A 26029-nucleotide genomic window follows, 5' to 3' on the forward strand; every position below is an offset into this window, starting at 1 on the left:
TGAGCAAGTGCTCTATATTAATGCCAGTTATGACTTATACAAGCTCAACTTGACCGACGTAATGATAAGCACGGTTAAAATACACTAAACTCTCATCTTGCCCGCTTGGGGATTCTGGAGGTTTGATAGCGACCACTCGGCACATCAGCACACTATGCGTACCCACTTCTTGAATGTGCTCAATCTCACAATCAAAGCTCACTAGCGCATCTTTCAGGATAGGCGCGCCTGTCACAAGTTCAGTCCAAACTCCTTGCTCGAAGCGCTCATCTGAGCTTAGTTTAGAAGCAAAAGCATTGGATAAATGTTCATGCTGGGCACCAAGCACATTGACGCTCAAGACTTTATTATCCACAAAATGTCCATGTGAGCGCGCGGCTTGATTCATACATACCAGCAGTGTCGGCGGTGTATCAGTGACGCTACATACCGCCGAGGCAGTAAACCCATGAGTGCCTGACGGACCATTGGTGGTGATCACATTGACCGCCGTTGGCAATAGCGCCATGGCATCTCTAAAATCAGTGGCTTCAATCATATCTTTTATCATTACTACAATCCTGAGAAACGTTAAATCTATAAGTACCTTGTTAACTGAGGCCACTCATAAGCTTAAACAAGCCAAAACTTGTTAAGTTTTGCTAAACGCTCAGCTCTTGCCGCACGATTGCCGCACCAGCGCTCAGCGCATGTAGCTTGCCGCGTGCCACCTCACGAGACAACGGCGCCATACCGCAGTTGGTCGAGGGATACAGCTTGTCCGCATCGACAAATTGTAAGGCCTTGCGTAGCGTATCGGCTACCTCCTCAGGAGTTTCAATATCATTAGTGGCGACATCGATTGCACCAACCATGACCTTTTTACCGCGAATGAGCTCTATCAAATCCATGGGCACATGCGAATTTTGACATTCTAATGAGACGATATCGATCTTTGACTGCTGCAGTTTAGGAAAGGCTTTTTCGTATTGACGCCACTCTGAACCCAGCGTCTTTTTCCAATCGTTATTGGCTTTGATGCCGTAGCCGTAGCAAATATGTACCGCCGTTTCGCACTTTAAGCCCTCAATCGCGCGCTCAAGCGTGGCAATACCCCAGTCGTTGACATCATCGAAGAACACATTAAAGGCAGGTTCATCGAACTGAATGATATCCACGCCTGCTGCTTCCAATTCTTTGGCTTCCTGATTAAGAATCGTCGCAAACTCCCACGCCAGCTTTTCGCGACTTTTATAATGATCGTCATACAAGGTGTCAATCATGGTCATCGGCCCAGGCAATGCCCATTTGATCGGCTTGTCAGTATGCTTACGTAAAAACTTGGCATCTTCTACAAACACAGGTTTTTGGCGGCTCACGGCACCCACCACTGACGGTACGCTGGCATCATATCGATTGCGGATACGCACAGTTTCGCGCTGGTTAAAATCCACGCCGTCTAAGTGCTCAATAAAGGTAGTGACAAAGTGCTGACGGGTCTGCTCACCGTCACTGACGATATCGACGCCTGCTTGCACTTGCTCTTGTAGCGATACTAGCAGCGCATCCTGTTTTGCCTGAAGCAATTCTTCACCGTCAAGTTGCCACGGCGACCAAATTTTTTCAGGTTCTGCCAACCAAGAGGGTTTTGGCAAGCTGCCAGCGGTCGATGTTGGTAATAATAAAGTCATGTCGTATTATCTTCTCTATTTCAGATGTCTCTATTTTAGGTGTTATAGCGTGCGCTTTTATATTTGGATTTTTTAAGCGACGTTCTCGTTTACAGCGTAATTGGCCGCCCATGCTTCAAGAATATCTTGGTAAGGCTTGATAAAATGCGTTTCGGTAAATTTGCCTTGTTTGACCGCCATTTGGCTACGCTCTTCACGGTCATAAACAATCTGCGTCAGCGAGTAGTCTTGGTATTTTAGGCTTGGCTGATAGACCTGACCTGCGCTTGAATTGGCATTATAAATCTCAGGACGATAAATCTTTTGGAACGTCTCCATGGTGCTGATTGCGCTGATCAGCTCAAGATCGGTGTAGTCGCTGGTCAAATCACCCGCAAAATAAAACGCTAATGGTGCAGCGCTGCCCTCAGGCTTAAAATAGCGCACGGTTAAGCCCATTTTGTGAAAATAGTCGTCGGTTAAGGAGTACTCGTTTTGCTGATACTCAACGCCCAGCACAGGGTGCACATTGGTGGTTCGGTAATAGGTCTTGCTGGTTGAGACACTCAAGCAAATCACAGGCTGTTTGTTAAAGTTGGCTTTGTAGGCCTCTGAGTTCAATAAATATTGAAACAATTTGCCGTGTAAGTCGCCAAAGTCGTCAGGCGCTTTGGCATTTGGATTTTTGTTAAAGTGCTCTAGCAGTACCACGCTAAAATCATAATCACGCACATAAGAAGAAAAGCTGTTGCCGACCATGCCATTGATGCGCTTGTTTTCTTTATGGTCCACAATGGTGGTTTGCAGCATCTCAATCACAGGGAACTCATCGCCATTGCCTTCGATATCCATGTTGGCAGACACGATGTCCACTTCGACCGAATAACGATCGGCATTGGGGTTGTCCCAATGTGCCAGCGCGTTAAAGCGGTTGTTAATCATGGTCAACGCTTTACGCAGATTGTCTTCACGCTGCTCGCCGCGCGCCAGATTGGCAAAGTTGGTCGTCATGCGCGTGCTGCTGGCAGGCTGATAGTTTTCATCAAAACGAATGTGCTTGATTGAACATGCAAAAGGCTTAGTCATGGTGATTCCTACCCTACAAATTGAGATAATACTAAATGTCTGTATGGGTATATTAAACCAAATCTTTAACATGAATAAAAACGATATAAACTTAGTATAAGATGAATTTTATTCATGTTAAGAAAATAACCTGCTTGTTTTTTGAATAAAGTACATCTCTATATATAAGAAACCCCAAGATAACAGCACTGCTATCTTGAGGCTTAAGTCTTTACGTATGAAAACGCTCAAATATATCGGTCACTAAAAACCTTGCTCTTCGCTACACCCCAAACCCACAGGTAATGCTGTTGTCTTTTTTATCAAAGGTTAAATGCTTGTAGCCCTCGCCCGTCACTTGATAGCCACTACTGTCGTTTTTGGTTACGGTATTAATATCATGTTTATCAACAGGCAGCGTGAATTCACTGCGTAGCGACTGTGGATCATTGGCAAAATACAGCTTTAAATGCGACCATTCAAAACCGCTGAGATATTCAATTTTTGAGAGCTGTTTACCAAAGGCGGTCGCGTTATTTAGCGTGTAAGTGGTGATGGTTTCGTCCAAATGCTCCAGTTGCTCCTCATCAGACGAATTGTAAGGTTTGATACGTGTATCGGTATCGATAATCGATTGCTGATAAGGTATGGGTAAGCTGCTGGTTGTCGGGTTAGGATAATCACAGCCTTTTTGCATGGATTTGAGATATGGGGTCCAGTCGGTACTGGATGCCTGCCGCGTTGCACAACTGGTTAGTGATAAGGCGGCGACCATACTGAAAATGATGGCGGTTAGCGTCATGAGTGCCTCCTAACGACAAATCATAAGATATTGTTTGATAATGTCATTACTATAACGCATTGATATATCAGACAATTAAACGATAAGTAAAAAGGCATACACGTTCTATAGCAGTTTGGTTGTGAGATGTATCAAAAAACCCCATACGTGGTAGTCACGTATGGGGTGCATTATCATCATGATGACTGTGTATTGCAGTATGTTAAATATGTGGGCTTCTCTTCTTCCCATGTGGCACCAGCCATTTGGCAAACCATCCTGACACATCGTCCATCAACGTATAAACAACTGGAATGACCACCAGACTGAGTAGCGTTGAGGTCACCAGCCCGCCCAATACGGCGGCCGCCATCGGTCGTCTAAACGTAGGATCGGCATCACCCCAACCAAAGACCAGGGGTAACATGCCTGCACCCATCGCAATGGTGGTCATGATGATAGGCCGCGCACGCTTGCGACAGGCATCCATAATGGCCTCAAAACGCGCGAGCCCGCGGCGCTGAGCAATCAACGCGTAATCGACGAGTAGGATTGAGTTTTTGGTTGCGATACCCATGAGCATAATAAAACCAATCATCGACGGCATCGACAGACTACTATTGGTAATGACCAAACCCACAAACGCGCCGCCTATCGATAACGGCAGTGCCATCAAAATGGTAAATGGCTGCAATAAACGGCCAAATAATAAAATAAGAACGCCTAAGATACAGACCACACCCACCGACATCGCAATGATAAACCCACTAAACAGCTCCGCCATATTTTCGGCTTGACCTTGATCAATGATGGTAATCGAAGGCGGTAATTGCTGCATCGTTGGCACGGATTTGACCGCTTGTACTAGATCACCTAGCTCGCCATCCGCTGGTTGCACTGTGATGCTAATCGCACGCTCCCGATCCAGCCTGCTGATCTGCGCAGGCCCTGTCCCAAAATCGAGCGCTGCGACTTCGCCCACTCGTACCCCTTGCCCTGCAGGCATGGTACTCGGCACATATAAGCCTTCTAACTGACTGACGTTTTGCTTGGCAACATCGGGTAGACGCACCACGATAGGAATCTGACGCGTATCAAGATTGAGCTTAGATAAACGCTGCTCATAATCGCCAACAGTCGCCACACGCAACGTGGTCGCAATGTCTTGCGTCGTCACCCCTTTGTCAGCCATCGCTAGTCTATCTGGCGTCACCGTGAGCTCTTGACGCGGCAAACTGCGATCGCTGGTCACCGCGCCTGCACTTGGCAAACCTCGTATCTCAGTCATGATTTTTTGTGCAGTCTGCTCGAGCAATTGGGGGTTTGTACTGGTTAATGAAAAGTTATAACCACTCTCCCCGCCACTCGATAGCCCAACCGTAAATCGCGCCCCCGGCACTTCGGTCATTAACTGGCTAATTTTGCGTTCGATCTCTTGCTTGGTGCCTCGTTCTGCACGTGGGGCCAGTACGATATCCAAACCCGCAATATTTTCAGCTTTACCGCCGCCACCATCTGACGCACCCATTGACGCTTGTGCCTCTCCCACCGAGGTAAAGATATTCGTCACCTCAGGCATGGCTAGGATCCGCTCACGGGCAAGCGCAGCCACTCGCTCTGTATCTTCTAATGCCACATCAGGCGTCAGCTCAATCGCCACGCGTGTCTGATCGATATCGTTATCAGGGATAAAAGCGGTTGGCAGCAGCTTGACCAGCCCTAATGAGGCAACAAACAATACCAGCGTTGCCCCCATGGTCAGCCAGCGGTGACGCAATGTCCACGAAACAATTTTAAGATAGTATCCCATCATCGCGCTTTGTTTTTCGACGTGGTTTTTTTCAGGTCGAAGCACATATGCCGCCATCATGGGTGTAATCAAACGCGCCACCATGAGCGAGGCGAAAATGGATAATGCTGCCGTCCAACCAAACTGTCGGAAAAACTGACCAACGATACCGCCCATAAAGGCTGTCGGCAAAAACACCGCAATCAAAGTAAAGGTCGTGGCTACCACTGCCAGACCAATCTCATCAGCCGCTTCCATCGCCGCCTCATAAGGGGTTTTGCCCATACGCAAATGTCGTATGATGTTTTCGACCTCAACGATCGCATCATCGACCAGTACGCCAATGACGAGTGATAAGGCCAGTAGCGAGATAATATTGAGGCTAAAGCCAAAGAGATACATGCCTAAAAAGGTAGGAATCACCGATAAAGGCAAGGCGACAGCGGCAACAATCGTCGCTCGAATATTACGCAGGAATAAAAATACGACGACGACCGCTAAAATGCCACCTTCGATCAACATCCGTAGAGAGGCTTCATAATCCTCAGCAATGGGCGTCGCACGATCATAGACTTTTTCGATACTAATATTGCCAGTATCAGCAGTCAGCTTGGCAAGCTCATCATCAACCAGCGCCATGACATCGACCTCACTGGCACCGCGCGAGCGAGTGATATTAAATGCCACTACTGTTTTACCGTCAAGCTTAGCAATAGAGCTTGGGTCAGCGGAGCCATCAGTGATTTGTGCCATCCGCCCAAGGGCTTGTGTGCCGCCAGTGGGAACTGCGACTTGTACATCGTTAAGCTCATTCGCTCGCTCAACGGCGCCAAGGACACGGATCGTCTGCGTCGTATTTCCAACTTCTGCCTCACCGCCAGAGCTGTCTTGCTGGATACCCGCAATTTGCTGCGACAGCTGAGAGATGGGTAATTTCAAACCACTTAGCGCAATCGGATCAGCGGCAACGGTAATCTCACGCTGAAGCCCGCCAACACGGCTGACGGTACTAACACCCGGTATGTCAGAGAGCCGCTTGGTGACCGTATCATCCACAAACCATGACAGATCCTCTACGCTCATATTGTCAGAAGCCACAGAGTACGTGACTACTGGGAACCCTGCGGTAGATACCTTGGTAATAATAGGATCATTAGCAGCAGCGGGTAGATCGCCACGTACTTCACCCACCGCCGAGCGTACATCGTCGACGGCTTCTTGAATGTCTTTTTCTAATACAAACTCGGTCGCCATTGTCGCAGCACCAGTCTGCAACGTGGTGCGGATATGACTCACACCTTCGATACTGGTCAGTTTGTTTTCAATTTTCTTGGCAATATCGTTTTCGAGCTGCGAGGGCGCAGCACCCGGCAACGTGACTGTCACCACTACAGCGGGCAGGTCGATATCCGGAAACTGCTGCACCTTCATTTTCATAAAGCCATAAATACCCCCTAATGTCAGGAGCACAAATAGCAATATCGCCACGAGCGGATTTTTGATCGAGTAAGCGGAGACGTTTAGGCTCATGATTGTGCCTGCGCTGCTGTATTGACGGCGGTACTGGCTTGGCCCACACCATTAACGATACGCACCAAATCGCCATCGTTTAAGAAACTACCGCCTTGCTGCACAATATGGCTGTCACTTGGCAATGGCTCTAGCACGGCGACGTTTTCACCAAGTCGCTCGCCTAAGGTCACTCGTTGTTGTTTGATACGTCCCATTGATTTACCATCTGTCGTGGTCAGATTAGTCACTAGCATCACATAGTCATAACCATCGTTACTGACGATAGCGCTATTAGGAATCGTCTGAGTGCTGGCACTACCGAGTAGGAACTCGCCTGTCTGATACATGCCAGCGCGAATTTTTGAATTAGTCGCGAGGCTCGCATAAATCGTGATTTGGCGATTATTATCTGCCGTCGGAGCGATACGGTTCACCTGTCCCATCACACTATCATCACCGGGTAGAGCGACTCGTACAGGTGTACCAATATTGATATCGCCAATCAGCTTCGGATCTAACTCTGCTCGCCATTCCAATATACCGTCTTTGATAATCGTAAATAATGGATCACCACCTGCAACCTGCCCAACCTCGATCATTTTTTCACTAATAATACCGCTAACAGGGGCAACCACTGTGGCATTATCAAGGGTCAAACGCTGATTGCTTAAACGGGCTTTGGATGCTTGCAACGCTGCGCGGGCACGTACCTCAGAAGTACGGTAGCGATCGGCTTCTTGTTTACTAATGGCGTCAATATCGATGAGTGGCAATACGCGGGCCGCATCGGCGCTGGCGTTGGCAAGTGTGGCTTCTGCCTCTGCCACATCTGCCTCAGCTTGCAGCACTTGCTGCTCCATCGCATCAGTATCAAACATTGCGAGCACTTGCCCCGCTCTCACGCGGTCGCCCTCTTCGACCAATACACGCTCGATGGCCACACCACTGACTTTTGCACTGACATTAGCGATATCTTTGGCGTTGATGGTGCCATCAGCGCTAAGTGTGCGACCGATATCATCCTGGCTTGGGCTGACGGTTTCTACTGACAAAACAGACTGCTCCGTACTCGCAGTGCTATCAGCTTCATTGCCACCTGCCACACCACTAGAGGCTACTGGCTCCTCTCGCAACTCGTCTGCACTACCGCCCCAATACTTACCTAGCACAACTCCAATCACCAGCACCGCAACCAATGCTGGCAACAACCATAGTGGCATTTTTGCAGGAGAGTTTTTAGATAAGGCATCAGATTGACGATACGGTGGTAGCTCAGCGTGTTGAGGTGTCTCAATATTGGTTTGCTGTCCGCTAGTCGGTTCTTGCTTATTATCAGGGTCTTTAAAGTCACTCATAGTCGGTCTCTATAAATAAGCACAGTACTCGCTAGCGCCGTAAAAGGTATAAAGGAAACAAAGTGGGGCAGGCAGATCTTGTTGATAGTCGCTTTTAATATTGTAGACTAACGCTCAATGGGGTCAATCCTGTTAAGTATCCGCATAGTCAGCCGCCGACCCAGCATAAGATACTATTAAGATATTATCACTAAAAAGGATTGTGCAAGTGTTAAATAAAAGCAGATGAAGTAGGTATATGACGCTATCAATTCTAGGCTTAAACGCTTCACAGCGTGCTATTTCACATTTAGATCGTCAATACTCATGACCAAACATACTGAGATGATGAATGGCATGACATAAGATAACGCCTCTCAAAATCATCAGTCATAAAACCCAGCGATACAGACGCCCTACAGTTTCGGCTTGTATTTATGAGGGGATTTGTCATTATGGTTCTAAATCTATTAATAAAGGAAACCATCATGGCTAATAAATCAGAGGTGAAAAAGCTCAAACAAGAAATTAAAGACACCAAAGCAAAGATTAAGCAAAAAAATAAAGACCTCAAAGCGCTTAAGAAAGCATTGAAAAAAGCAAAAAAAATGAAATAGCTTAAACGGTGTAGCAATTGGCTGTAATAAATAGAAGAGGATGGCAATGGCTGTCCTCTTTTTTTGCTCTTTTTTACTCTCAGTATCAGGATGATCTTATGTCATTCAGTGTCATGACGAAAGCCAGCACTAACCACATAACTGATTACCTCACTGATGTATGAACTAGGCATTGGTATAACGACTCGCCTCAGGCATCCAGCGGTGAATCAGTTGGCTGACATCCGCTTTTCTGGTAGGGTCTGCAATCAAGTGCTTGGCCAAACGCTGCGCAATCGCAAATAACTGCTCATCACGGATAAGATCGGCTAAATAATAGCCAACATTGCCTGTCTGACGTTTACCGAGCAGTTCACCCGGTCCGCGCAGCTCTAAGTCTTTTTGAGCGATAACAAAACCATCAGTGCTATCACGTAGCACGTTCAAACGCTCTGTGCCTGTTTCTGATAATGGTTTTTGGTATAACAATACACAAAAGCTCTTGGTTGAGCCGCGCCCAACGCGCCCGCGAAGCTGATGCAATTGTGAAAGCCCTAGACGCTCCGCATTTTCGATAACCATGAGCGACGCATTGGGCACATCAACCCCTACCTCAATCACGGTTGTGGCAATTAACAAATCCAAATCACCCGCCTTGAACGCCTGCATGATGGCTTGTTTATCCGCAGATTTCATTTTGCCGTGTACTAAGCCAATGCGAATGTCTAAGCGCTCATTTAAATCTTCATACGTGGCTTCAGCTGCTTGTGCATCGAGCACGCTAGATGCTTCTACTAAGGAGCACACCCAATATGCCTGCCTGCCCGCTTCGCAATTCACGGCAATGCGTTCGATCACCTCATCGCGGCGATTACGATCGATGGTCACCGTGGTAATGGGGGTACGTCCCGGCGGCAGCTCATCAATGATAGAGGTATCCATATCACCGTAAACGCTCATGGCAAGCGTTCGTGGAATGGGGGTAGCGGTCATAATCAGCTGATGCGGTGTGCTATTGGCAACGCCTTTATTGGTCAATGCCATACGCTGCTCAACACCAAATCGATGCTGCTCATCAATGATCACGAGCCCTAGCTTGGCAAACTGTACTTGCTCTTGAAACAAGGCGTGCGTACCAACGACAATTTGTACCGTGTTTTCCGCAACCGCTTCCAATGCTTCGCGGCGCTGTTTGGCAGTTTGCTTACCAGCGAGCCAGCCGACACCAATACCCAGCGGCTCAAACCAGTGTTTAAAGTTCACAAGATGCTGCTCTGCCAAAATCTCAGTCGGTGCCATGACTGCCACCTGCCAACCACTGTCCAGCGCATAGCCCGCCGCTCCTGCTGCAACCAACGTCTTGCCAGCGCCCACATCACCTTGTACCAGTCGTAGCATTGGGATAGAGGTTGCCATATCAGTCGTGATGTCTTTCATTACTCGTTTTTGTGCACCTGTTAGATCAAACGGCAATGCACCAAACAGCTTATCAGCTAGCGGACTGTGGGTCGTACATTTGGGTGCTTTGTGCTGATGCAGCTGCTGACGACGGTACAACAAGCTAAGCTGATGGGCGGTCAACTCTTCGATAATCAAGCGCTGACAGGCAGCGTGAGTACGCGCAGTCAGTTGGGTCAACAGTTTATATTGCTGACTTGCGCTGGTGTAGGTGGGTGGTGTATGCAGCAATACTAACGCTTCAAATATCGTTAAGTTATAAACATTGCTATGAGCGATAGCGATGCGAGCAGCTGCGCTATGAACATCATTATTGACGTCATAAATGGACGTAGTAGGCTTATCCACACTATTACTAATCACATGATCAGGGACACTACGGGCTAACGTTGAAAAAATATCGTCTGGAAATGGAACGTCTAACACGACTGGCTTGGCTGGCTCAAAAGGCACTAAGGGTAGATCCGCCACAACGGCAAAATCTTCCGCCGTAAACAGCGTCATTGGTAGACCTTGACTACGAACCGTCTGCAGGGCCAGCTTAATCAAAGTGCGTAGTTTATTTTGGTGCAAGCCTTTCACACTAGGATAAATGGGCTGTAGACCCGTATCAGTCGTAGCTATATTATCTGTGATAACTTGATATTCAGGATGGTGTATTTGTTTGCCGTAACGACTGACTTTGACTTCACCAAACAGCTGTAATCGCGTCCCCAAATTCATGGTCTGCGCAAGGCCGCGATAGACTTTAAAAAACCGCAAAGCTATGGTGCCCGTATCATCATCCACAGTTACGGTCATGCCGCTACGTTTAGTATCGACATGGACCACACGTCCAGTAATCATAGCCGACTGTCCGTGCGCCACTTCTGCGATTGATACCAGTCGACTGCGATCTTCATAATCACGCGGCAAATGCAGTAGCAAATCAAATATCCGCTTGATATTCAATTGTGCCAATTGCTCAGCTACCTTTGTCCCAACACCTGACAACGCTGTCACTGGCATATCTAACGCCGAGAGTGGCAAGTCAGGCCTTATATGGTCTGCTGAATTGGCTGAAGAAACATTCATCGATACTGGCATCAAAGATCCTAACAAGGTTATTTATTATTTTTATCTATGTCATCGGCTGTTTTAAATATAACTCACCTAAGAAAGATTGTCATAAAATGACCCGTAAAAACAGTAAAATATAAACATCGATTCATCTCATTATAGCTGAACAGTCAATGACTTATGCTAAGCTATTCCGTCATGACTGCAAAACCCTTTAAGACAACTTGTTTACATCTATTATATAAATAGTAGCTGTCTTATTTTCTACAACATGGTTTTTCTGCATCATGGTTTTTATAAACTACGGTCATTTTATAAGGTGTTTTTTATGTCAGACTCTGCTCTATATCGACCGTCTCATCAAGGTTTAAGTATATTACGTCTTAGCATGCTTGCCATAGTTGGGTTATGCGTCAGTGCTTGCAGTACCCTAACACCCACTGCTCAAACACCTAAAACGCCAGAGCCTATCTCGGAGTTACCTAGCGTCGCATTGGTCTTGGGTGGCGGCGGTGCCAAAGGGTTTGCCCACGTGGGTGTGATAAAGGCATTGGAAGAGAATGGCATCAAACCTACCCTGATCGTCGGCACGAGTGTCGGCAGTTTAATCGGTAGCCTGTATGCCAGTGGATACACGCCGTTACAGCTTGAGCAGTTGGCACTGACCACCACCGATAGCCAGTTGACGGACTTTACGTTGTCCAATCAAGGCTTTGTCGAAGGCATCAAACTCAAAAACTTTGTGAATGAAAAAGTTCGCGGACAAGTCATAGAAGACTTTCCAATTGCCTTTGCCGCCGTTGCAGCAGAAAAAAACACCCTAAAAAAAGCCGTCTTTACCACAGGTAATGCAGGGCTTGCTGTCCAAGCATCCTGTAGCGTGCCCAATATTTTTATTGCCCCGCGTATTCCAGAAAAAGTCGGCAAAAAATATATTGACGGTGGCGTGGTCAGCCTCGTACCCGTTGACAGCGCACGCGACTTGGGCGCTGATATTGTTATTGCTGTTGATGTGACTGCCGCTCAAGTCAATGGGCCTACTGATAATAGAGCACTAACCATCAGCTCATTAGGCGACTTTTGGAGCTTTCTTGAAACCAATATCGTATCCCCTACCAATCGCTCCCCATCAATACGCCACGAACGAGATCGCGCGGACATTGTCATTACGCCTAATGTCGGTCGTAATAGCTCAATAGATACAAGGCAGCGTCGTACGCTGATAGAAGCAGGTGCACAAGCCACGACGCCAAAAATTAACGCCATCAAACAGCTGATTCGAGAGAAATCTTCTAGCAAATATGCGACGCTTTGATTAACTTTATTGCGTACTCATCAAAAGCTTCAAGCGACATTAGATCCAATGCATAAAAAAGCACCACCGTTATAAACGGTGGTGCTTTATCAATAATAAACATCAATATCTGGCGAATTTTTTACTATGAAAGTCTTAGCGTTATTTAACGCGCGCGCGATATTTCACTGCAACGGTGTCGTTCAAACCAACACCTTCAAGATCCCAACGAACCGCTTTATAATATTTTAGTGCGACATCTTGTAGTTGATTGTCTACCTTGGTACGTAGTGGCATACGGGCGAAGTTGTTGCCATCGACACTCCCATATGGGAACTCAGGTGCCACTGTACCAAGCAATTCTACTTGATCCGGAATACTCATGGTGACCGTCATCTTACGGACGCGATCGGCATTGGTGTTGGTAAAGTAGCCTTGATACTCCAATACGTTACCTGATTGCAAACGAGTATTTGTATCGACAGGGACGAGTACTTCTTGACCATTGGCATCAACACTGACCAACGATGCTGTGATTTTACTATTAACCGCTTGGGCACTTGAGTTGCTGCTCGCATTTGTATTGGCTTGAACTGCCATTGAGCTATCAACTGCTTGCTCTGGTGTCGGCAGCATGGCAGATGCCTGCGTGACTACCATCGCACCGATGAGCGTACCGGCAACAACGTGAAATAAGCGATGACCGCTCCAAGCACTAAATGGGCTAGCAAATTGGTTACTTTTTTTCATAATTCTCATTATCCCTGATTGATATATCGGTAAAGCACAAATGGCAAAAACTGAGTTTTCTTAACACATAGTCAATAATTAAAAGAATCAGATTCATTATTTTTATTGATTATCTTCGTTCATTGACAGTAAAGCAATAGCGCTTAGCATAGCAAAAAGCATTTGTGGGTACATTAACCCCGTGTTGAGGTTGTGTATATCACCGATGAGCAATAAAAAGACCTCAACACAGCTGAAATAAAAGATAGCTCATAACCGCGTTTTTTGCTATGGTAAATCTTTAGCGTTAGGCATTTTTTTGCTACGCCCTTTTTCTTATTCTAACGACTACTGCTCCCATTATGACTACTAGTTCCATGCCACAGATTAACCCTGAATACGTCCATTGGTTCCGTAACTCTGCCCCATACATTAATACGCATCGCGGTAAGACTTTCGTGATTATGTTTGGCGGTGAAGCGGTCAATCATCCTAACTTCAGCACGCTGATTCATGACTTTGCCTTGCTCCATAGCTTGGGTATCAAGCTGGTACTAGTACACGGGGCGCGACCGCAGATCGAAAAAAACCTAAAAGACGATAATATTGAATCTCCGCTGCATCAAGACATTCGTATCACGCCGCGTGCCGCAATGCCCGCTATCCTACAAGCGGTTGGCGCAATTCGCTTACAGATCGAAGCACAGCTGTCGATGGGACTGGCCAATTCACCGATGTACGGCTCACGTATTGACGCCATCTCAGGTAATTTTGTCACGGCGCGCCCTTATGGCATTCGTGAAGGCATTGATTATCAAATGACGGGTGAAGTGCGCTCTATTGACGTTGAAGCCATCAAAAACAATCTACTGCATGACCATATCGTGATTTTGGGCTCTATGGGCTATTCTGCGACGGGTGAAGTATTTAATTTGCTCGCTGAAGACGTTGCACTTAGCGCCGCAGTAGAGCTGGGTGCTGATAAGCTGATATTTTTGGGCGAAGAGGCGGGTATCAATGATGGTGATCGTTTGCTACATGAGATGATTCCTAACGAAGTGGATCGCTTCTTACGTGACCGTGATTTGAACTGTGAAATCAATTATTTCTTGAACTGCGCAAGCTTGGCTTGCCGTCAAGGTGTCCATCGCACGCATATCATCTCCTATGCCAAAAACGGTGCACTATTAGAAGAATTATTCACTCGTGACGGTTCTGGTACGCTAATTAGCCATGATCCTTATGAAGAAATTCGCCGTGCCAATATCGATGACGTCGTTGGCCTTATCGAGCTGTTATCCCCTCTAGAAGAGCAAGGTATCTTAGTCAGCCGCTCACGTGAACGCTTAGAGCAAGAAATCGACAACTATAGCGTCATCGAACGTGATGGTATGATTTTGGGTTGTGCAGCCTTGCATACGCTAGACGCAGAGTCCGCAGAAGTCGCTTGTGTTGCCGTACGTCCTGAATATCGCAATGGTAGCCGCGGCACTGACTTGCTGGCATTCTTAGAGCAGCAAGCACGCAGTCATGGTCTACATAAACTGTTTGTATTGACGACGCGTACCGCCCATTGGTTCGTTGAGCAAGGCTTTGCGGAAGTTGAGGCAAGTGCCTTACCAGCAGCACGTCTGGAGAAGTACCACAATGGTCGCAACTCTAAAGTCTTTCAAAAAAACCTATAATTTATAGACAAACTGATATAAAACCTCTGCGCATAAAAAAGCCTTCATAATCATTATGAAGGCTTTTTTTATAGATGAATGCTTCAGCCGCGCATTACTTTACTTTTAATAGCTCAACCGTAAAGATAAGCGTGCTATTTGGCTCGATACCAGCGTTACCCGCTTCGCCATAGGCAATGTCTGATGGGATATAGAACTCGTACTTGCCGCCCTCTTTCATCAACTGTAGACCTTCCGTCCAGCCAGCGATTACTTGGTTTAGTGGGAACTCAATTGGCTCACCACGCTCATATGAGCTGTCAAATACAGTACCATCGATCAATTTACCTTCGTAGTTCACTTCCACCACGTCAGTTGCTTTTGGCGATTTACCTGTACCTTCTTTCAATACTTTATATTGCAGGCCAGAATCCGTTTGCTTCACGCCTTCTTTTTTCGCATTTTCTGCTAAGAATGCTGTGCCAGCAGTTTTATTTTCTGTTGCTTTGGTTTGCATGTCTTTTGCGAACTGCTCTTCTTGCTCTTTTTGATACGTCATCAATACTTCTTGCATTTGCTCTTGGGTCAATGCTGAATCATTGCCTTCGTAACCATCACGGAAACCTTTTTCAAAAGTATCAAGGTTCAAATCTTTGACAGCTTCTTTATTGCCTTCTGCCATCATGAATCCTAAGCTATAGCCCACTTTTTCACTTGCTGAGCTTTGTTCAGTGATAGAAACGCTTTGAGCAGCTGTTTCTTGACTGCCGTTATTGGTGCTACAGCCTGTCATTAACAACATAGCACTAGCAAGGGCGCTAATGCTTAAAGTAGTGATTTTTTTCATAGATTACTCTCTGATTGTAAGAATAGTGGCGAGATGTCACATTGCTCTATAATAACAAATCTTAGTTTTGGGAACCACGCTTTACATGAAATTATCGGGCGAATGTACAGTCTGTGTTAATATTTCCTATTATAATAACAAGTTATCACACAAATATAGTGGCAGGTAAAGCTTTCTATCTTTAAATCCATCAATACATAGGCTAAGCTAAATTGGTTAAGGAGATAAGTAATCGAATGTTGGTATTTATCATTGATATATGATTGTCAGTAGCAAAGCGATAATTAAAAACCAGCCTGATACTTTTGATAATTACTTTTATTCGGAAATTATAATATCTTCGCATAACTCAATTTAAAGACACTATTTATAATAAACCATCTGTATATTTGTCTCATTCAACAGTGATTGTAATAACAATACTTTTGAGTGTTACCTATAGGATGTTTCAAGGAGGATAAGATGAATCCAATGTACACATCTTTTAACGGTTATCTTGGTGGGCCTATCGGTTCTATCATTGGCGCTATCTTGATATTTATCATTGGTTGGCTGGTCGCACTTGGTATCGCAGCACTTGTCCGCGGTGTGCTCTCTAAAGTCAATCTTAATCAACGCATGAACTCTTCAACCGGTAAAACTTACGATCTTGAGGGAATTATCTCCAAGATTGTTTTTTGGTTTATCTTTATCATTGCTATTTCAGGGGCGCTTAGCCAACTAAACTTAAACTCAATTTCGGCACCATTTGCAAATATGGTTAATCAAGTATTGGCATTTATCCCTAACCTCATCGGTGCGATCGCGCTTGGTGTAATTGGTTGGGTTATCGCCACTGTCGCACGCACTGCAATCAATGCGGCGCTTTCTAAAACGACAATGGACGAGCGTCTAAGCACACAAGCAGGCGTAAAACCGATGAGCAGCACCATCGCTGATATGGTTTACTGGTTCATCCTATTGGTTGTTTTGACCATGGTACTCGGTCAGCTAGAGCTTGATGGTTTGTTTGCACCATTGACTAATATGGTCGACAAAATCTTCAGCTTTATCCCTAACATCCTAATCGCTGGTGTGGTCTTTGTTGTTGGTTATATCATTGCCAAAGTCGTACGCGGCATTGTGACCAACCTTGTTTCTACTTTTAATGTTCAAGAGTTAGCGACGAAAGCTGGCTTAAGTGAACAAAACAGCCTACCTAATATTGCCGGTTCGCTAGCATTTTTAGTGGTTATTATCCCAACGATTATTGCTGCTTTGAACGCATTAAAAATCGACGTTATTGCTCGCCCTGCGACCAATATGTTGAATAAAATCATGGAAGCATTGCCTAACATCTTCATGGCAGTGGCTATCTTGTTTGTGACTTTTTATGTTGTACGTATGGTTGCAAATATCGTCAAAGGATTGCTTGAAAACACTCAAATCAATCAAATGCCTGCCAAAGTTGGCTTGCAAGAGACTATGGGTGACAAGAGAATCTCTGACTTAGTTGCTTATGCGATTATCTTCTTTGCTATGCTATTTGCTGCTATCGCAGCTGCTGATTTACTAGGTTTCGAGCCTATCTCAGCTATTATTACGATGTTTATCGCATTTGGCGCTAACATCATCTTAGGTGCGATTATCCTGTTCATCGGATTTTGGCTTGCCAATATTATTGCAGGTGTTGTTGAGCGCTCTGAACAGGGTTCACAATTCTTAGCAAACATTGTCCGTGTATTGATTATGGGCCTTGTACTTGCTATGGGTCTAAAAGCAATGGGTATTGCAGATTCAATCGTGAATCTAGCATTTGGCCTAACGCTAGGTGCCGTCGCCGTCGCCTTTGCCCTATCATTTGGTCTTGGTGGTCAAGAAGCAGCCGCACGTTTCCTACGTAAAATGCAAGATAAAATGGATCGTGAGCGCGACGAAGCAAAAGCAAAATCTACGCTGCAGCCAAGCTCATCAACGCAAGAAAAAGTTGCTGATTCAGTTCGTGACAACACACCTTCAGCTGCTAGCACGTCAACGACTGATTTGCGCACTGATGTGATTGACACTCCTCGCGTAGATACTGATACCAATGATATCTATAACAGTGATCAAATCCTTCCTGGTAATGATCTTAACGATGACATCAATAAATAAGTATCAATAATTACCTACTCTTAGATAAGAAAAAGACAGCCTAGGCTGTCTTTTTTTTTGAGTGTCAGTATAAGTTAGACTTACAGCAGCTTCTAGCAGAATACTCAGCTCGATCTTCAAAATATGTTACGTGCTCATTATTTCTTTCGCGCCGGTATAGAAAGGCTTAGACGTACTTGAAGCAACTTGTCAGATTGAGGATGACTCTCAGAGTTTTGAGCAGTTTGCTTCTCTGCCTTTTGCGTATTTTGATGCGACTTTTTGCTCTTTAATTGTTGTATTTGCTTGGTTAGCTGTCGCTCTCTTTGCGTCATCGCGTCAACTGACTGAATCCACACATTAATATCGATGAACGTTTCATTTGCCTCAGTAATAAAGTCGATACCGAGTACAACGATATGATGCAGCTCTGCTATTGGCAATCGAGTCGCAACATCCTGTGCAATTTTTGCTAGATTCGGTTGAATAACATTTTTGCTATTCTTTGCTTGAGCGTCTTGTCCATAGAATATCAGTACATAATGCCGCCCCAAGGTTTCGTAGGAATGCTGATGTACGATATAACCATCTTGTTGCAGCGTCTTACTTTGCTTAGGATGTCTATATAGCGTACGGATCAGCTCATGACGCGAAAATAAAGACTCATCTAATAGTTGCTGCTGCCAACGAAACCCCAACGGCTCAGGTGATGATTCTTGGTCATTACTAGATGTCTGCTTATCAGCATATGCTGCTATCATTTGTGTACTGAGCTGTGACCATAGCGTGGCTGCCTGCTGCATATGCTGTTGATACATCTGCGCAGTCGTGCTCTGATTCTTATATGCAAGCGCCATGGCCACCAACGCTGGATTAGGTTTGTCCTGAATGTCGTACTTGATAAGTGCATTGTCTACTGTGATCGCAGGTGTGAATAAAGAGGCGCTTTGCAAAAATTCAGCGACTAGCACTTCTTCTGATACAAAACTTGGCACATGACTGATAGCCGAATATTGTAGTTGCTCTAAGTGATAATTCAAAAACCGCCATAACTCACAGGGTGTCTGTACCGCAACCAGTATTGAGTGCCAGTCATGCCAGCTGAAGACTTGCAATTGCTGCCCGCCCTCACTCATGTCTACAACCAAGTCCTCCAAAAAATAACGAGCACCAAAAGCATGTTGCAAATGATTTAATTGCTTGCTGTCCTGACTATCAGTATTTTTCTTATGACCATCTACTACATTATCAGTCAGCTGAATATCGAAAACCAAAATATCATGAGTCTCTGCAACATGTTCATTTTGAGACAATGATGATTTATGCCATGCCAGCGCAGCTTTTATAGCAGTCATACGTGCTCGCTCAATATCAGCTGAGCTTGTACTCATTGGCAAGTATAATGTCAGTGCCAGCAGTTGCAGCTTGCCCGACGAGAGCTGGTAATGATACGAGCGTGCGCTATAGCGAGCATCATATTGCTGTTCAATAGTCTGCATACCAGCCAGAGCGATGTCTACCGCTGCTGTCTGTAAGTAACAGGCCAGCTCACTAGCAAGGTAGCCCCCATCGGATATTATAGTAGACGAATGAGACACAGATTCTAGCCCTTTATAATCTTATGATATGTGATGAATGACATTTTGGCTGATTAAAATGGTGGCATATTTATAAACATAGTCATCAGCATTTCAACATTTTTACGAATGTAAAATTACGCTACATAAGCACTATCAGACGCAGTCGCTTTCAACGTAATGACTTGTTATGATGATATCAAAGCAGCAATGCTTGTGCGTGGATCTTATAGTTATAAGCTGCGCTCACGTATCAATGTCAGGTACGTTTATCGAATTTTAATAAGCACTATATAATAACAAGGATTGAGCATTATGAAGCGTTTTAAAGAAAAAACCGTCATCGTTACTGGAGCAGGTTCAGGCATTGGCCGGGCAACTGCTATTCGCTTCGCCGAGGAAGGCGCGAGAGTCGTTTTGGTAGGACGTACGGCTGAAACATTAGAGCAGACGGCAGCAGAGTTCCCAGAAGATCATACTTGGATTCACACCGACAACTACCTATGTGTCACTTGTGATATCAGCGTACAAAGCCAAGTACAAGGGATGATTAGCAGCGCGATTGATAAGTTTGAGAAGATTGATATTTTGGTAAATAACGCAGGAAAGGCGATTCAAGGTAAAATAACAAACCTATCCTCTGAAGATTGGCACTCGGCTATCAATATCAATTTGAATGGCACGTTTTATGTCTGCCAAGCCGCCATGCCTCACCTAATCGCCACCAAAGGCAATATCGTCAATGTCTCATCTCTCTCAGGTATGGGCGGTGATTGGAACATGGCCGCCTATAACGCTGCCAAAGCGGGCGTCACCAATTTGACGCGTACGCTAGCAATGGATCATGGTCCCGATGGTGTGCGTGTCAACGCCGTCAACCCAAGCGTGACCAAAACCAATATGACGACTGCTATTCAAGACAATGACAGTAAAATAGATAAATTTCTAGCCCGCTGTCCGCTTGGACGTTTGGCAGCACCAGAAGATATTGCCGCCGCCATTACCTTTTTAGCCAGTAATGATGCCTCTATGATTACTGGGGTAAACCTACCAGTTGATGGTGGTGTCAGCGCATCTAATGGGCAGCCACAATTTTAGTATAAAGTGCTCAAGCTTATTCTGATATATCGCTCTTTTGATCGGACAGGCTTTCGGATGTTCTAAAGTCTTTTTTTTGACTGATACCAAGCCGCTTTAGGGCATGATGAATGCCTGTTTTACTACAGTTTAGACGACGTGCTCGCTCATACTGGTAATCATCAGGATGTTCTTTGACATCATTGAGTAGCACGTCATCTGGTATTTTATAGGGTTTGGTTTGCCTGGTTGTTTTACTATGAACACGCCGCTTCCAGTTTTGTATGGTGGTTGGGCTTAGATTATAAAATCTCAGCTGCCTCGGCAAAGGTCATACCCTCGTCTAAGCTTTTTAGTACTTGTTTGCGAAAATCTAGCGAGTAAGTCATGGGCATTTATTATGATAATGAGTATGATGATTTATTTTATAACGTTTTTATGTGAATTTGACTATATATTGGCTGTCTGATGGATAAATATTAAAGCGATCCAATTAAAAAAGCCCCTGATACTATCATATCAGGGGCTTCTTGTTTTTGGCGTGCTACGATAAACGGTTATTTAGCGGCATTGTTGATGTCCTGTAGCGGCTGCGATAAACGCTCAGGATGGCGCGGCATCACGCCTTGGTACTGGGCATAAATTTTCGGTAAATCTGCTTCGATATCGCCAGTTGGATGGACCAGAGACAAAAAACGAACTTCCTTGGTGTTATAATCTAGCGCAACTGGCAAGATAGGAACACCGGCACCGACGGCCAAATAATAAAATCCCGTCTTCCAACTTTCGGTATATTCTCGTTTACCCTCTGGCGCCAACCCCAAAAATAGCGGCTTACCTGTCTTAAATTTATCGATACTAGCTTGTAGAACTGAGCCTTTATCCGTGCGATTGATCGGGATAATACCCATCCAATACAGCAATTGTGACAATAGAGGCACCCTAAACAGCGTATGCTTTGCCATAATACTGATTTTTAAATCCAGTCCAAACAAACTAGGAATGGCATAAACCCCATCGACATTAGAGGTATGCGGTAGCGCCAATACCACGGCCTGAGAGATATTAGGTATCTCACCCACTGTCCGCCATCCTGCCGCCCTCATGAGCCACGAGCCAATAACAGGCGATACTTTATTGCCACGCCTAGGCACGTTGTCACCCACCTGTTCTCTACTAAGATTTGGCAGTATTTTCGAGCGTACAGATGGTGTCGTATCAGACTGAGAGTGTTTAAAAACCTTTGGCATCATAGCAGCACAATATAATGAATATACCATCATCATACCATTAAGCCCATAATGCTAGGACGAATTTTGCGTGCTTTTATTATGCGATAAAGTGCTCAACGATAAATATAAGTAATGGCCTATGTGGGCATTTTGTACGGTACGCGGTTAAAGGCCACTACATACTTTTAAGACACATCCATCCTTTTTAAGAAATATCCGCCAAATCCCCTTTACTCTCTAGCCACGACTTACGATCAGCGGCACGTTTTTTCGCCAGTAGCATATCCATGATGCCATTGGTCAGTACCATATCGTCCATATCAAGCTGCACCAAGCGGCGCGTATCACGGCTCATCGTCGTCTCACGTAGCTGCTCAGCACTCATCTCACCCAGTCCTTTAAAGCGCGTGATTTGCGCTTTTTTATTGCCCGGTACCTTGGCTAATATATGCGCAAGCTCTGGCTCATCTAGCGCGTAATGCACCTCTTTACCCACATCGACACGGTACAACGGCGGCATGGCCACAAATAAATGACCGGCATCCACTAGCGCAGGGAAATGCTTCACAAATAACGCGCAGATCAGCGTCGCAATATGTAAACCATCAGAATCAGCATCTGCTAAGATACATATCTTGTCATAGCGCAGCTCGGACAGATCATCAGAGGCAGGATCCACACCGATCGCAATAGCAATATCATGAATCTCTTGGCTTGATAGTACCGTATCCGAAGAGACTTCCCATGTATTCAAAATCTTACCACGCAGTGGCAATATCGCTTGATAGTGACGATCACGTGCTTGCTTAGCACTACCGCCTGCCGAGTCACCCTCTACTAGGAACAGCTCTGCGCCATCACGCAGATCACCGCGGCAATCTGCCAACTTACCCGGCAATGCAGGTCCTTGTGTGATTTTCTTACGGGCAACTTTTTTGGCTGATTTTAGGCGACGTCCTGCTTTATTAATCGCCAATTCCGCAATCTGCGTACCCATGTCCGCATGTTGGTTGAGCCACAAACTAAAGGCATCTTTTGCCAAGGTCTGTACAGCGCCCGCCGCCTCGCGGCTCGATAGGCGTTCTTTAGTCTGGCCAGAGAACTGCGGCTCAGAAAACTTCAGTGATAAGATATAATTCACCCCATCCCACACATCTTCTGCGGTCAGCTTGACGCTGCGCGGTAGCAAGTTATGAATATCACAAAACTCACGTAACGCTTCTAAAATACCTGTACGCAGACCATTGACGTGCGTACCGCCCTGCGCCGTCGGGATCAGGTTGACATAGCTTTCTTGAATTGGCGTGCCACCCTCAGGCAACCAAGACAATGCAAAGGTAATAGCAGCACGTTCGCCAGCTTTCGCATCATAATTATAATAAAACGGTGCTTCAGGTAGTGTCTCAAGACCATCTAATTGCTCGCTTAGATACTCGACAACCCCATCGGTAAATTGCCAAACGACCTTTTCATCATTGATATCATCGGTGAACTCAATCGTTAGTCCCGCGGCCAAAACCGCTTTGGCTTTCAAGTTGTGCTTGAGCTGTTTAACATTAAATTTGGGCGTATCAAAAAAGCTACCATCTGCCCAGAAGTGCACTCTGGTACCACGTTTGCGTTTGTTTGAGCTGACTGATTCCGTCAACGGTGTCACGGCTGCGCCATTTTCAAACACCATATCAAACTGGGTACTATCACGCCATACCGTCACTTCAACGCGCGTAGATAGCGCATTGACGACAGAGATACCCACACCATGCAGACCGCCCGATACTTCATAATTAGAAGTCGAGAACTTACCACCTGCATGCAAACGGGTCAAAATCAACTCAATACCGGATTGACCAAATTCAGGGTGAATATCAGTCGGCATACCGCGCCCATCATCTTCGACAGACAGCGACCCATCACTATGCAGCTGCACTTTGATGGTTTTGGCATAACCCGCCAACGCTTCATCCACCGAGTTATCAATGACCTCTTGCGCCAAATGGTTTGGTCGCGTAGTATCGGTATACATACCTGGGCGACGACGTACGGGTTCCAGCCCTTCTAAAACTTCTAACGATTGCGCATTATATTGACTCACAAATGCATCCTTAACTATTCATGTGCGTTTAACTCTATAAAACCATTATAACCAAAAACAGCGACGTTAAGGTCAATAGTCCATCGTTCACGTCATATAATGTCGTCTATCTAAGACCTTACTAACTCTCGTAGCATCTCTATCACCATCGGTAGCTGCTCACCAAAGTCACTAAAGCGATGGTCTCCTCCTGCTTGTACGGTTACTGATGCGCCCTGACTTTGATAAAAGGCCTGAGACAACTCAGCGTTTAATAGCTCATCACCTTGTTTCAGCAGTACAGCAACTTTATTGGGATAAATAACTTGAGAAATTTGATGATCTGCAAACCATTGCAAATCTGACGGCGTAATACGCCAACCGCCCGCCGTCGTATGCAGGACTTTATTATCCGATGACTCATCACTACTATCTTGATTTGATGCTGAATTATCAGAAAAGCGCTGTAGCGTAACGTGAGGCTGCGTGCTAGGATTTAGCAGCAATGCAGGACAATCTATTTGATTACTGATTAAGGTAGAAAAATACCCACCCAATGAGCTACCGACCAATACCGTGTTGGACGATCCCGTCTGTTGGTCTTTGCTACTGCTTAGTTCTTCTACCAATGACAACAACTGCTCACGCACTTGCGCAGGCGATTTATTAAGATCAGGGCGCAGCACCGTGATATCAGGATGATACTGCTGGCAATATTTTTCTAACAGCAGCCCTTTAGTCGAGTTTGCATCGCTGTCCAGTCCATGGATATAAATCAGGTTCACGTATCATCTCACTTATTAATTTTGTTATGATTGTCTTATATAGACCAGTGACGCTAAGCATAGCACCCGATGCACAAAAATAATAACAATAAAACGGCACACTATTAGTCAATATTTGCGACATAATAATATGGTCATAATCGTCTGGTACCAGTCAAAGGAATGACGGTAATCGCAATGGAGTCGCCATGAATCAACAGTTTGAGCTGTTCGACATTGACAACCCTTGTATCGGTGTCTGTCAAAGCAATAAAAAAGGCTATTGCTTTGGTTGCCTGCGCAGTCGAGCCGAGCGCCAACGATGGCATGATATGACGACAGAGCAGCAACGCGAGGTGCTAAGGCTTATCGTAGGACGTAAGTTACGTATAGAGCTCATGCGACTGCGTAAGAACGAGCAGTTAGGATTTGATTTTGAAGAAAAGTTTGAGATGGGTGAGTTGTTTTAGGAATTAGAATTGTGATAAATACATAGCACTTCGAATTTTTCACATAGAAAATTAATCTCTAAACTTATAAATATTGAGAAAATTATGTATACAATACAGCCGATGTATTCAATTACAGGAAATAGATAAAATTAATATGTGATAAGTATTGTAGAGTATAGGATTTTTAGGTTCTCTTCCACTGAAACTCAACACCTAACGTGCAGTCAACCTTACCTGGTGTACTTTTATGAGTAAGCCCTCCAGTCATAATTAGTCGCGATTTACTATTAGTTATATAAAGAAGTAATGTAATAGCATCTACATGTCGATTAGACTTTGGGACTGCTGTAGCAAGAAAGTACATATCCCTAATACGACCTTGAAGCACATACTGATCAATTTCTTCATCACCTCCTTTATGAGAATATATACCCTCAACAACATCACCACTTTGCTTAAGGGATAGCTTGATAAAACCATCACTATCTTTGAGGTCTTTAAGATTTACTCCCTTAAATTCGCATACCTCCCAGTCTCCATCAATTCTTACTCCTCTATATATTTTGTCGCCATACCAAGGCAAAACTTTTCTCCTAAAAAACTCACTAACTAATATAAATAAAGCTGTGGCAAAAAGGCTGCTACTAATTCCTACAACTAAAGAAACCAACAAACTATCCATTTTTCATCCTTGATTTAAAAAAAACTATGTTTTATAGTTCAAAGCTTTTAAAAATAATTTTTATCAATTGGATAGTATAAGTCTATATCGTAAGCAAAGAAAAGCCCCTTGATACGTTAGTATCAAGGGGCTAATCAGGAATAGAGAGCTGACGATGACCTACTCTCACATGGGCGAACCACACTACCATTGGCGCAACGATGTTTCACTTCTGAGTTCGGGAAGGGATCAGGTGGGGCCATCGCGCTATTGTCGTCAGCAAAGGGGGTTAGATATGAGTCTGTT

At 45.1% G+C, this 26029-nt stretch carries 21 protein-coding genes and 1 rRNA gene; 6 read left to right on the forward strand and 16 right to left on the reverse strand.

The features are described from left to right. Positions 1-34: 34 nt before the first annotated feature. The 6 genes from BTW00_RS05075 to BTW00_RS05100 all read right to left on the reverse strand — a co-directional run bounded on the left by BTW00_RS05075 (position 35) and on the right by BTW00_RS05100 (position 8151). Positions 35-538, reverse strand: a complete 504-nt coding sequence (locus tag BTW00_RS05075; protein ID WP_025646795.1) for a flavin reductase — start codon at positions 536-538, stop codon at positions 35-37. 103 nt (positions 539-641) lie between these two features. Continuing rightward, complete coding sequence (locus tag BTW00_RS05080; protein ID WP_075106510.1) at positions 642-1670, reverse strand: methionine synthase; 1029 nt, start codon at positions 1668-1670, stop codon at positions 642-644. Positions 1671-1742: 72 nt separating this feature from the next. Beyond that, on the reverse strand, positions 1743-2735 hold the full coding sequence (locus tag BTW00_RS05085) for a DUF1852 domain-containing protein (RefSeq protein ID WP_075106511.1): 993 nt from the start codon (positions 2733-2735) through the stop codon (positions 1743-1745). 262 nt (positions 2736-2997) lie between these two features. Further along, entirely contained in the window at positions 2998-3516 is a 519-nt protein-coding gene (locus BTW00_RS05090) for a hypothetical protein (RefSeq protein WP_075106512.1), read from the reverse strand. 202 nt (positions 3517-3718) lie between these two features. Beyond that, positions 3719-6814: an efflux RND transporter permease subunit gene (locus BTW00_RS05095; protein ID WP_075106513.1), complete on the reverse strand. Its 3096-nt coding sequence runs from the start codon at positions 6812-6814 to the stop codon at positions 3719-3721. Next, a complete protein-coding gene (locus tag BTW00_RS05100; protein ID WP_083603574.1) occupies positions 6811-8151 on the reverse strand; it encodes an efflux RND transporter periplasmic adaptor subunit in 1341 nt (446 codons plus the stop codon). Before BTW00_RS05100 ends, BTW00_RS05095 begins: the two co-directional genes overlap by 4 nt. Before the next feature lie 467 nt (positions 8152-8618). On the opposite strand from BTW00_RS05100, the gene BTW00_RS14165 reads away from it, so the two are divergent. Continuing rightward, positions 8619-8747, forward strand: a complete 129-nt coding sequence (locus tag BTW00_RS14165) for a hypothetical protein (RefSeq protein WP_256714007.1) — start codon at positions 8619-8621, stop codon at positions 8745-8747. A gap of 165 nt (positions 8748-8912) precedes the next feature. Here the strand turns inward: BTW00_RS14165 and recG are convergent, their stop codons facing one another. Next, positions 8913-11270 carry an ATP-dependent DNA helicase RecG gene (recG, locus tag BTW00_RS05105; protein WP_075106514.1) on the reverse strand — a complete coding sequence of 786 codons (2358 nt, stop codon included), beginning with the start codon at positions 11268-11270 and terminating at the stop codon, positions 8913-8915. A 301-nt stretch (positions 11271-11571) separates the two neighbouring features. Between recG and BTW00_RS05110 the strand changes: the two genes are divergently transcribed. After that, entirely contained in the window at positions 11572-12558 is a 987-nt protein-coding gene (locus BTW00_RS05110) for a patatin-like phospholipase family protein (protein WP_075106515.1), read from the forward strand. A gap of 141 nt (positions 12559-12699) precedes the next feature. On the opposite strand, the gene BTW00_RS05115 is transcribed toward BTW00_RS05110, so the two are convergent. Continuing rightward, positions 12700-13287 carry a hypothetical protein gene (locus BTW00_RS05115; RefSeq protein ID WP_058025061.1) on the reverse strand — a complete coding sequence of 196 codons (588 nt, stop codon included), beginning with the start codon at positions 13285-13287 and terminating at the stop codon, positions 12700-12702. 341 nt (positions 13288-13628) lie between these two features. On the opposite strand from BTW00_RS05115, the gene argA reads away from it, so the two are divergent. After that, positions 13629-14951, forward strand: a complete 1323-nt coding sequence (gene argA / locus BTW00_RS05120) for an amino-acid N-acetyltransferase (RefSeq protein WP_075106516.1) — start codon at positions 13629-13631, stop codon at positions 14949-14951. 94 nt (positions 14952-15045) lie between these two features. Here the strand turns inward: argA and BTW00_RS05125 are convergent, their stop codons facing one another. After that, on the reverse strand, positions 15046-15777 hold the full coding sequence (locus BTW00_RS05125) for an FKBP-type peptidyl-prolyl cis-trans isomerase (RefSeq protein WP_058025059.1): 732 nt from the start codon (positions 15775-15777) through the stop codon (positions 15046-15048). A 462-nt stretch (positions 15778-16239) separates the two neighbouring features. Here BTW00_RS05125 and BTW00_RS05130 point away from each other — a divergent pair, with 462 nt between their 5' ends. Beyond that, a complete protein-coding gene (locus BTW00_RS05130; RefSeq protein ID WP_075106517.1) occupies positions 16240-17910 on the forward strand; it encodes a mechanosensitive ion channel in 1671 nt (556 codons plus the stop codon). Positions 17911-18047: 137 nt separating this feature from the next. On the opposite strand, the gene BTW00_RS05135 is transcribed toward BTW00_RS05130, so the two are convergent. Beyond that, positions 18048-19487, reverse strand: a complete 1440-nt coding sequence (locus tag BTW00_RS05135) for a hypothetical protein (protein WP_075106518.1) — start codon at positions 19485-19487, stop codon at positions 18048-18050. A 294-nt stretch (positions 19488-19781) separates the two neighbouring features. Here BTW00_RS05135 and BTW00_RS05140 point away from each other — a divergent pair, with 294 nt between their 5' ends. Beyond that, positions 19782-20564, forward strand: a complete 783-nt coding sequence (locus tag BTW00_RS05140) for an SDR family NAD(P)-dependent oxidoreductase (protein WP_075106519.1) — start codon at positions 19782-19784, stop codon at positions 20562-20564. 16 nt (positions 20565-20580) lie between these two features. Here the strand turns inward: BTW00_RS05140 and BTW00_RS05145 are convergent, their stop codons facing one another. The 4 genes from BTW00_RS05145 to BTW00_RS05160 all read right to left on the reverse strand — a co-directional run bounded on the left by BTW00_RS05145 (position 20581) and on the right by BTW00_RS05160 (position 24631). Beyond that, a complete protein-coding gene (locus tag BTW00_RS05145) occupies positions 20581-20871 on the reverse strand; it encodes an IS630 transposase-related protein (RefSeq protein WP_305956136.1) in 291 nt (96 codons plus the stop codon). A 229-nt stretch (positions 20872-21100) separates the two neighbouring features. After that, positions 21101-21826 carry a lysophospholipid acyltransferase family protein gene (locus BTW00_RS05150; RefSeq protein ID WP_083603577.1) on the reverse strand — a complete coding sequence of 242 codons (726 nt, stop codon included), beginning with the start codon at positions 21824-21826 and terminating at the stop codon, positions 21101-21103. A 154-nt stretch (positions 21827-21980) separates the two neighbouring features. Then, positions 21981-23867, reverse strand: a complete 1887-nt coding sequence (gene parE / locus BTW00_RS05155) for a DNA topoisomerase IV subunit B (RefSeq protein WP_075106520.1) — start codon at positions 23865-23867, stop codon at positions 21981-21983. A 110-nt stretch (positions 23868-23977) separates the two neighbouring features. Next, positions 23978-24631, reverse strand: a complete 654-nt coding sequence (locus BTW00_RS05160; RefSeq protein ID WP_075106521.1) for a YqiA/YcfP family alpha/beta fold hydrolase — start codon at positions 24629-24631, stop codon at positions 23978-23980. Positions 24632-24819: 188 nt separating this feature from the next. On the opposite strand from BTW00_RS05160, the gene BTW00_RS05165 reads away from it, so the two are divergent. Further along, positions 24820-25080, forward strand: coding sequence for a DUF1289 domain-containing protein (locus tag BTW00_RS05165; RefSeq protein ID WP_075106522.1), 261 nt, complete (start codon positions 24820-24822; stop codon positions 25078-25080). A 166-nt stretch (positions 25081-25246) separates the two neighbouring features. Here BTW00_RS05165 and BTW00_RS05170 read toward each other — a convergent pair whose 3' ends face one another. Beyond that, on the reverse strand, positions 25247-25744 hold the full coding sequence (locus tag BTW00_RS05170) for a hypothetical protein (RefSeq protein ID WP_075106523.1): 498 nt from the start codon (positions 25742-25744) through the stop codon (positions 25247-25249). A gap of 146 nt (positions 25745-25890) precedes the next feature. Next, positions 25891-26004, reverse strand: a 5S ribosomal RNA gene (gene rrf / locus BTW00_RS05175). Between the last annotated feature and the right edge of the window lie 25 nt (positions 26005-26029).

Source organism: Psychrobacter sp. C 20.9 (assembly GCF_001921765.1).
GTDB classification, from domain to species: domain Bacteria; phylum Pseudomonadota; class Gammaproteobacteria; order Pseudomonadales; family Moraxellaceae; genus Psychrobacter; species Psychrobacter piscatorii_B.

What these genes read in the sequence shown, in the direction of transcription:
- BTW00_RS05075 (WP_025646795.1), bottom strand. Translation starts at nt 538, where the DNA reads ATGATTGAAGCCACTGATTTTAGAGATGCCATGGCGCTATTGCCAACG.
- BTW00_RS05140 (WP_075106519.1), top strand. Translation starts at nt 19,782, where the DNA reads ATGAAGCGTTTTAAAGAAAAAACCGTCATCGTTACTGGAGCAGGTTCA.
- BTW00_RS05110 (WP_075106515.1), top strand. Translation starts at nt 11,572, where the DNA reads ATGTCAGACTCTGCTCTATATCGACCGTCTCATCAAGGTTTAAGTATA.
- BTW00_RS05095 (WP_075106513.1), bottom strand. Translation starts at nt 6,814, where the DNA reads ATGAGCCTAAACGTCTCCGCTTACTCGATCAAAAATCCGCTCGTGGCG.
- BTW00_RS05130 (WP_075106517.1), top strand. Translation starts at nt 16,240, where the DNA reads ATGAATCCAATGTACACATCTTTTAACGGTTATCTTGGTGGGCCTATC.
- BTW00_RS14165 (WP_256714007.1), top strand. Translation starts at nt 8,619, where the DNA reads ATGGCTAATAAATCAGAGGTGAAAAAGCTCAAACAAGAAATTAAAGAC.
- BTW00_RS05100 (WP_083603574.1), bottom strand. Translation starts at nt 8,151, where the DNA reads ATGAGTGACTTTAAAGACCCTGATAATAAGCAAGAACCGACTAGCGGA.
- BTW00_RS05080 (WP_075106510.1), bottom strand. Translation starts at nt 1,670, where the DNA reads ATGACTTTATTATTACCAACATCGACCGCTGGCAGCTTGCCAAAACCC.
- argA (WP_075106516.1), top strand. Translation starts at nt 13,629, where the DNA reads ATGACTACTAGTTCCATGCCACAGATTAACCCTGAATACGTCCATTGG.
- BTW00_RS05150 (WP_083603577.1), bottom strand. Translation starts at nt 21,826, where the DNA reads ATGATGGTATATTCATTATATTGTGCTGCTATGATGCCAAAGGTTTTT.
- BTW00_RS05115 (WP_058025061.1), bottom strand. Translation starts at nt 13,287, where the DNA reads ATGAAAAAAAGTAACCAATTTGCTAGCCCATTTAGTGCTTGGAGCGGT.
- BTW00_RS05085 (WP_075106511.1), bottom strand. Translation starts at nt 2,735, where the DNA reads ATGACTAAGCCTTTTGCATGTTCAATCAAGCACATTCGTTTTGATGAA.
- BTW00_RS05125 (WP_058025059.1), bottom strand. Translation starts at nt 15,777, where the DNA reads ATGAAAAAAATCACTACTTTAAGCATTAGCGCCCTTGCTAGTGCTATG.
- BTW00_RS05165 (WP_075106522.1), top strand. Translation starts at nt 24,820, where the DNA reads ATGAATCAACAGTTTGAGCTGTTCGACATTGACAACCCTTGTATCGGT.
- recG (WP_075106514.1), bottom strand. Translation starts at nt 11,270, where the DNA reads ATGCCAGTATCGATGAATGTTTCTTCAGCCAATTCAGCAGACCATATA.
- BTW00_RS05170 (WP_075106523.1), bottom strand. Translation starts at nt 25,744, where the DNA reads ATGGATAGTTTGTTGGTTTCTTTAGTTGTAGGAATTAGTAGCAGCCTT.
- BTW00_RS05090 (WP_075106512.1), bottom strand. Translation starts at nt 3,516, where the DNA reads ATGACGCTAACCGCCATCATTTTCAGTATGGTCGCCGCCTTATCACTA.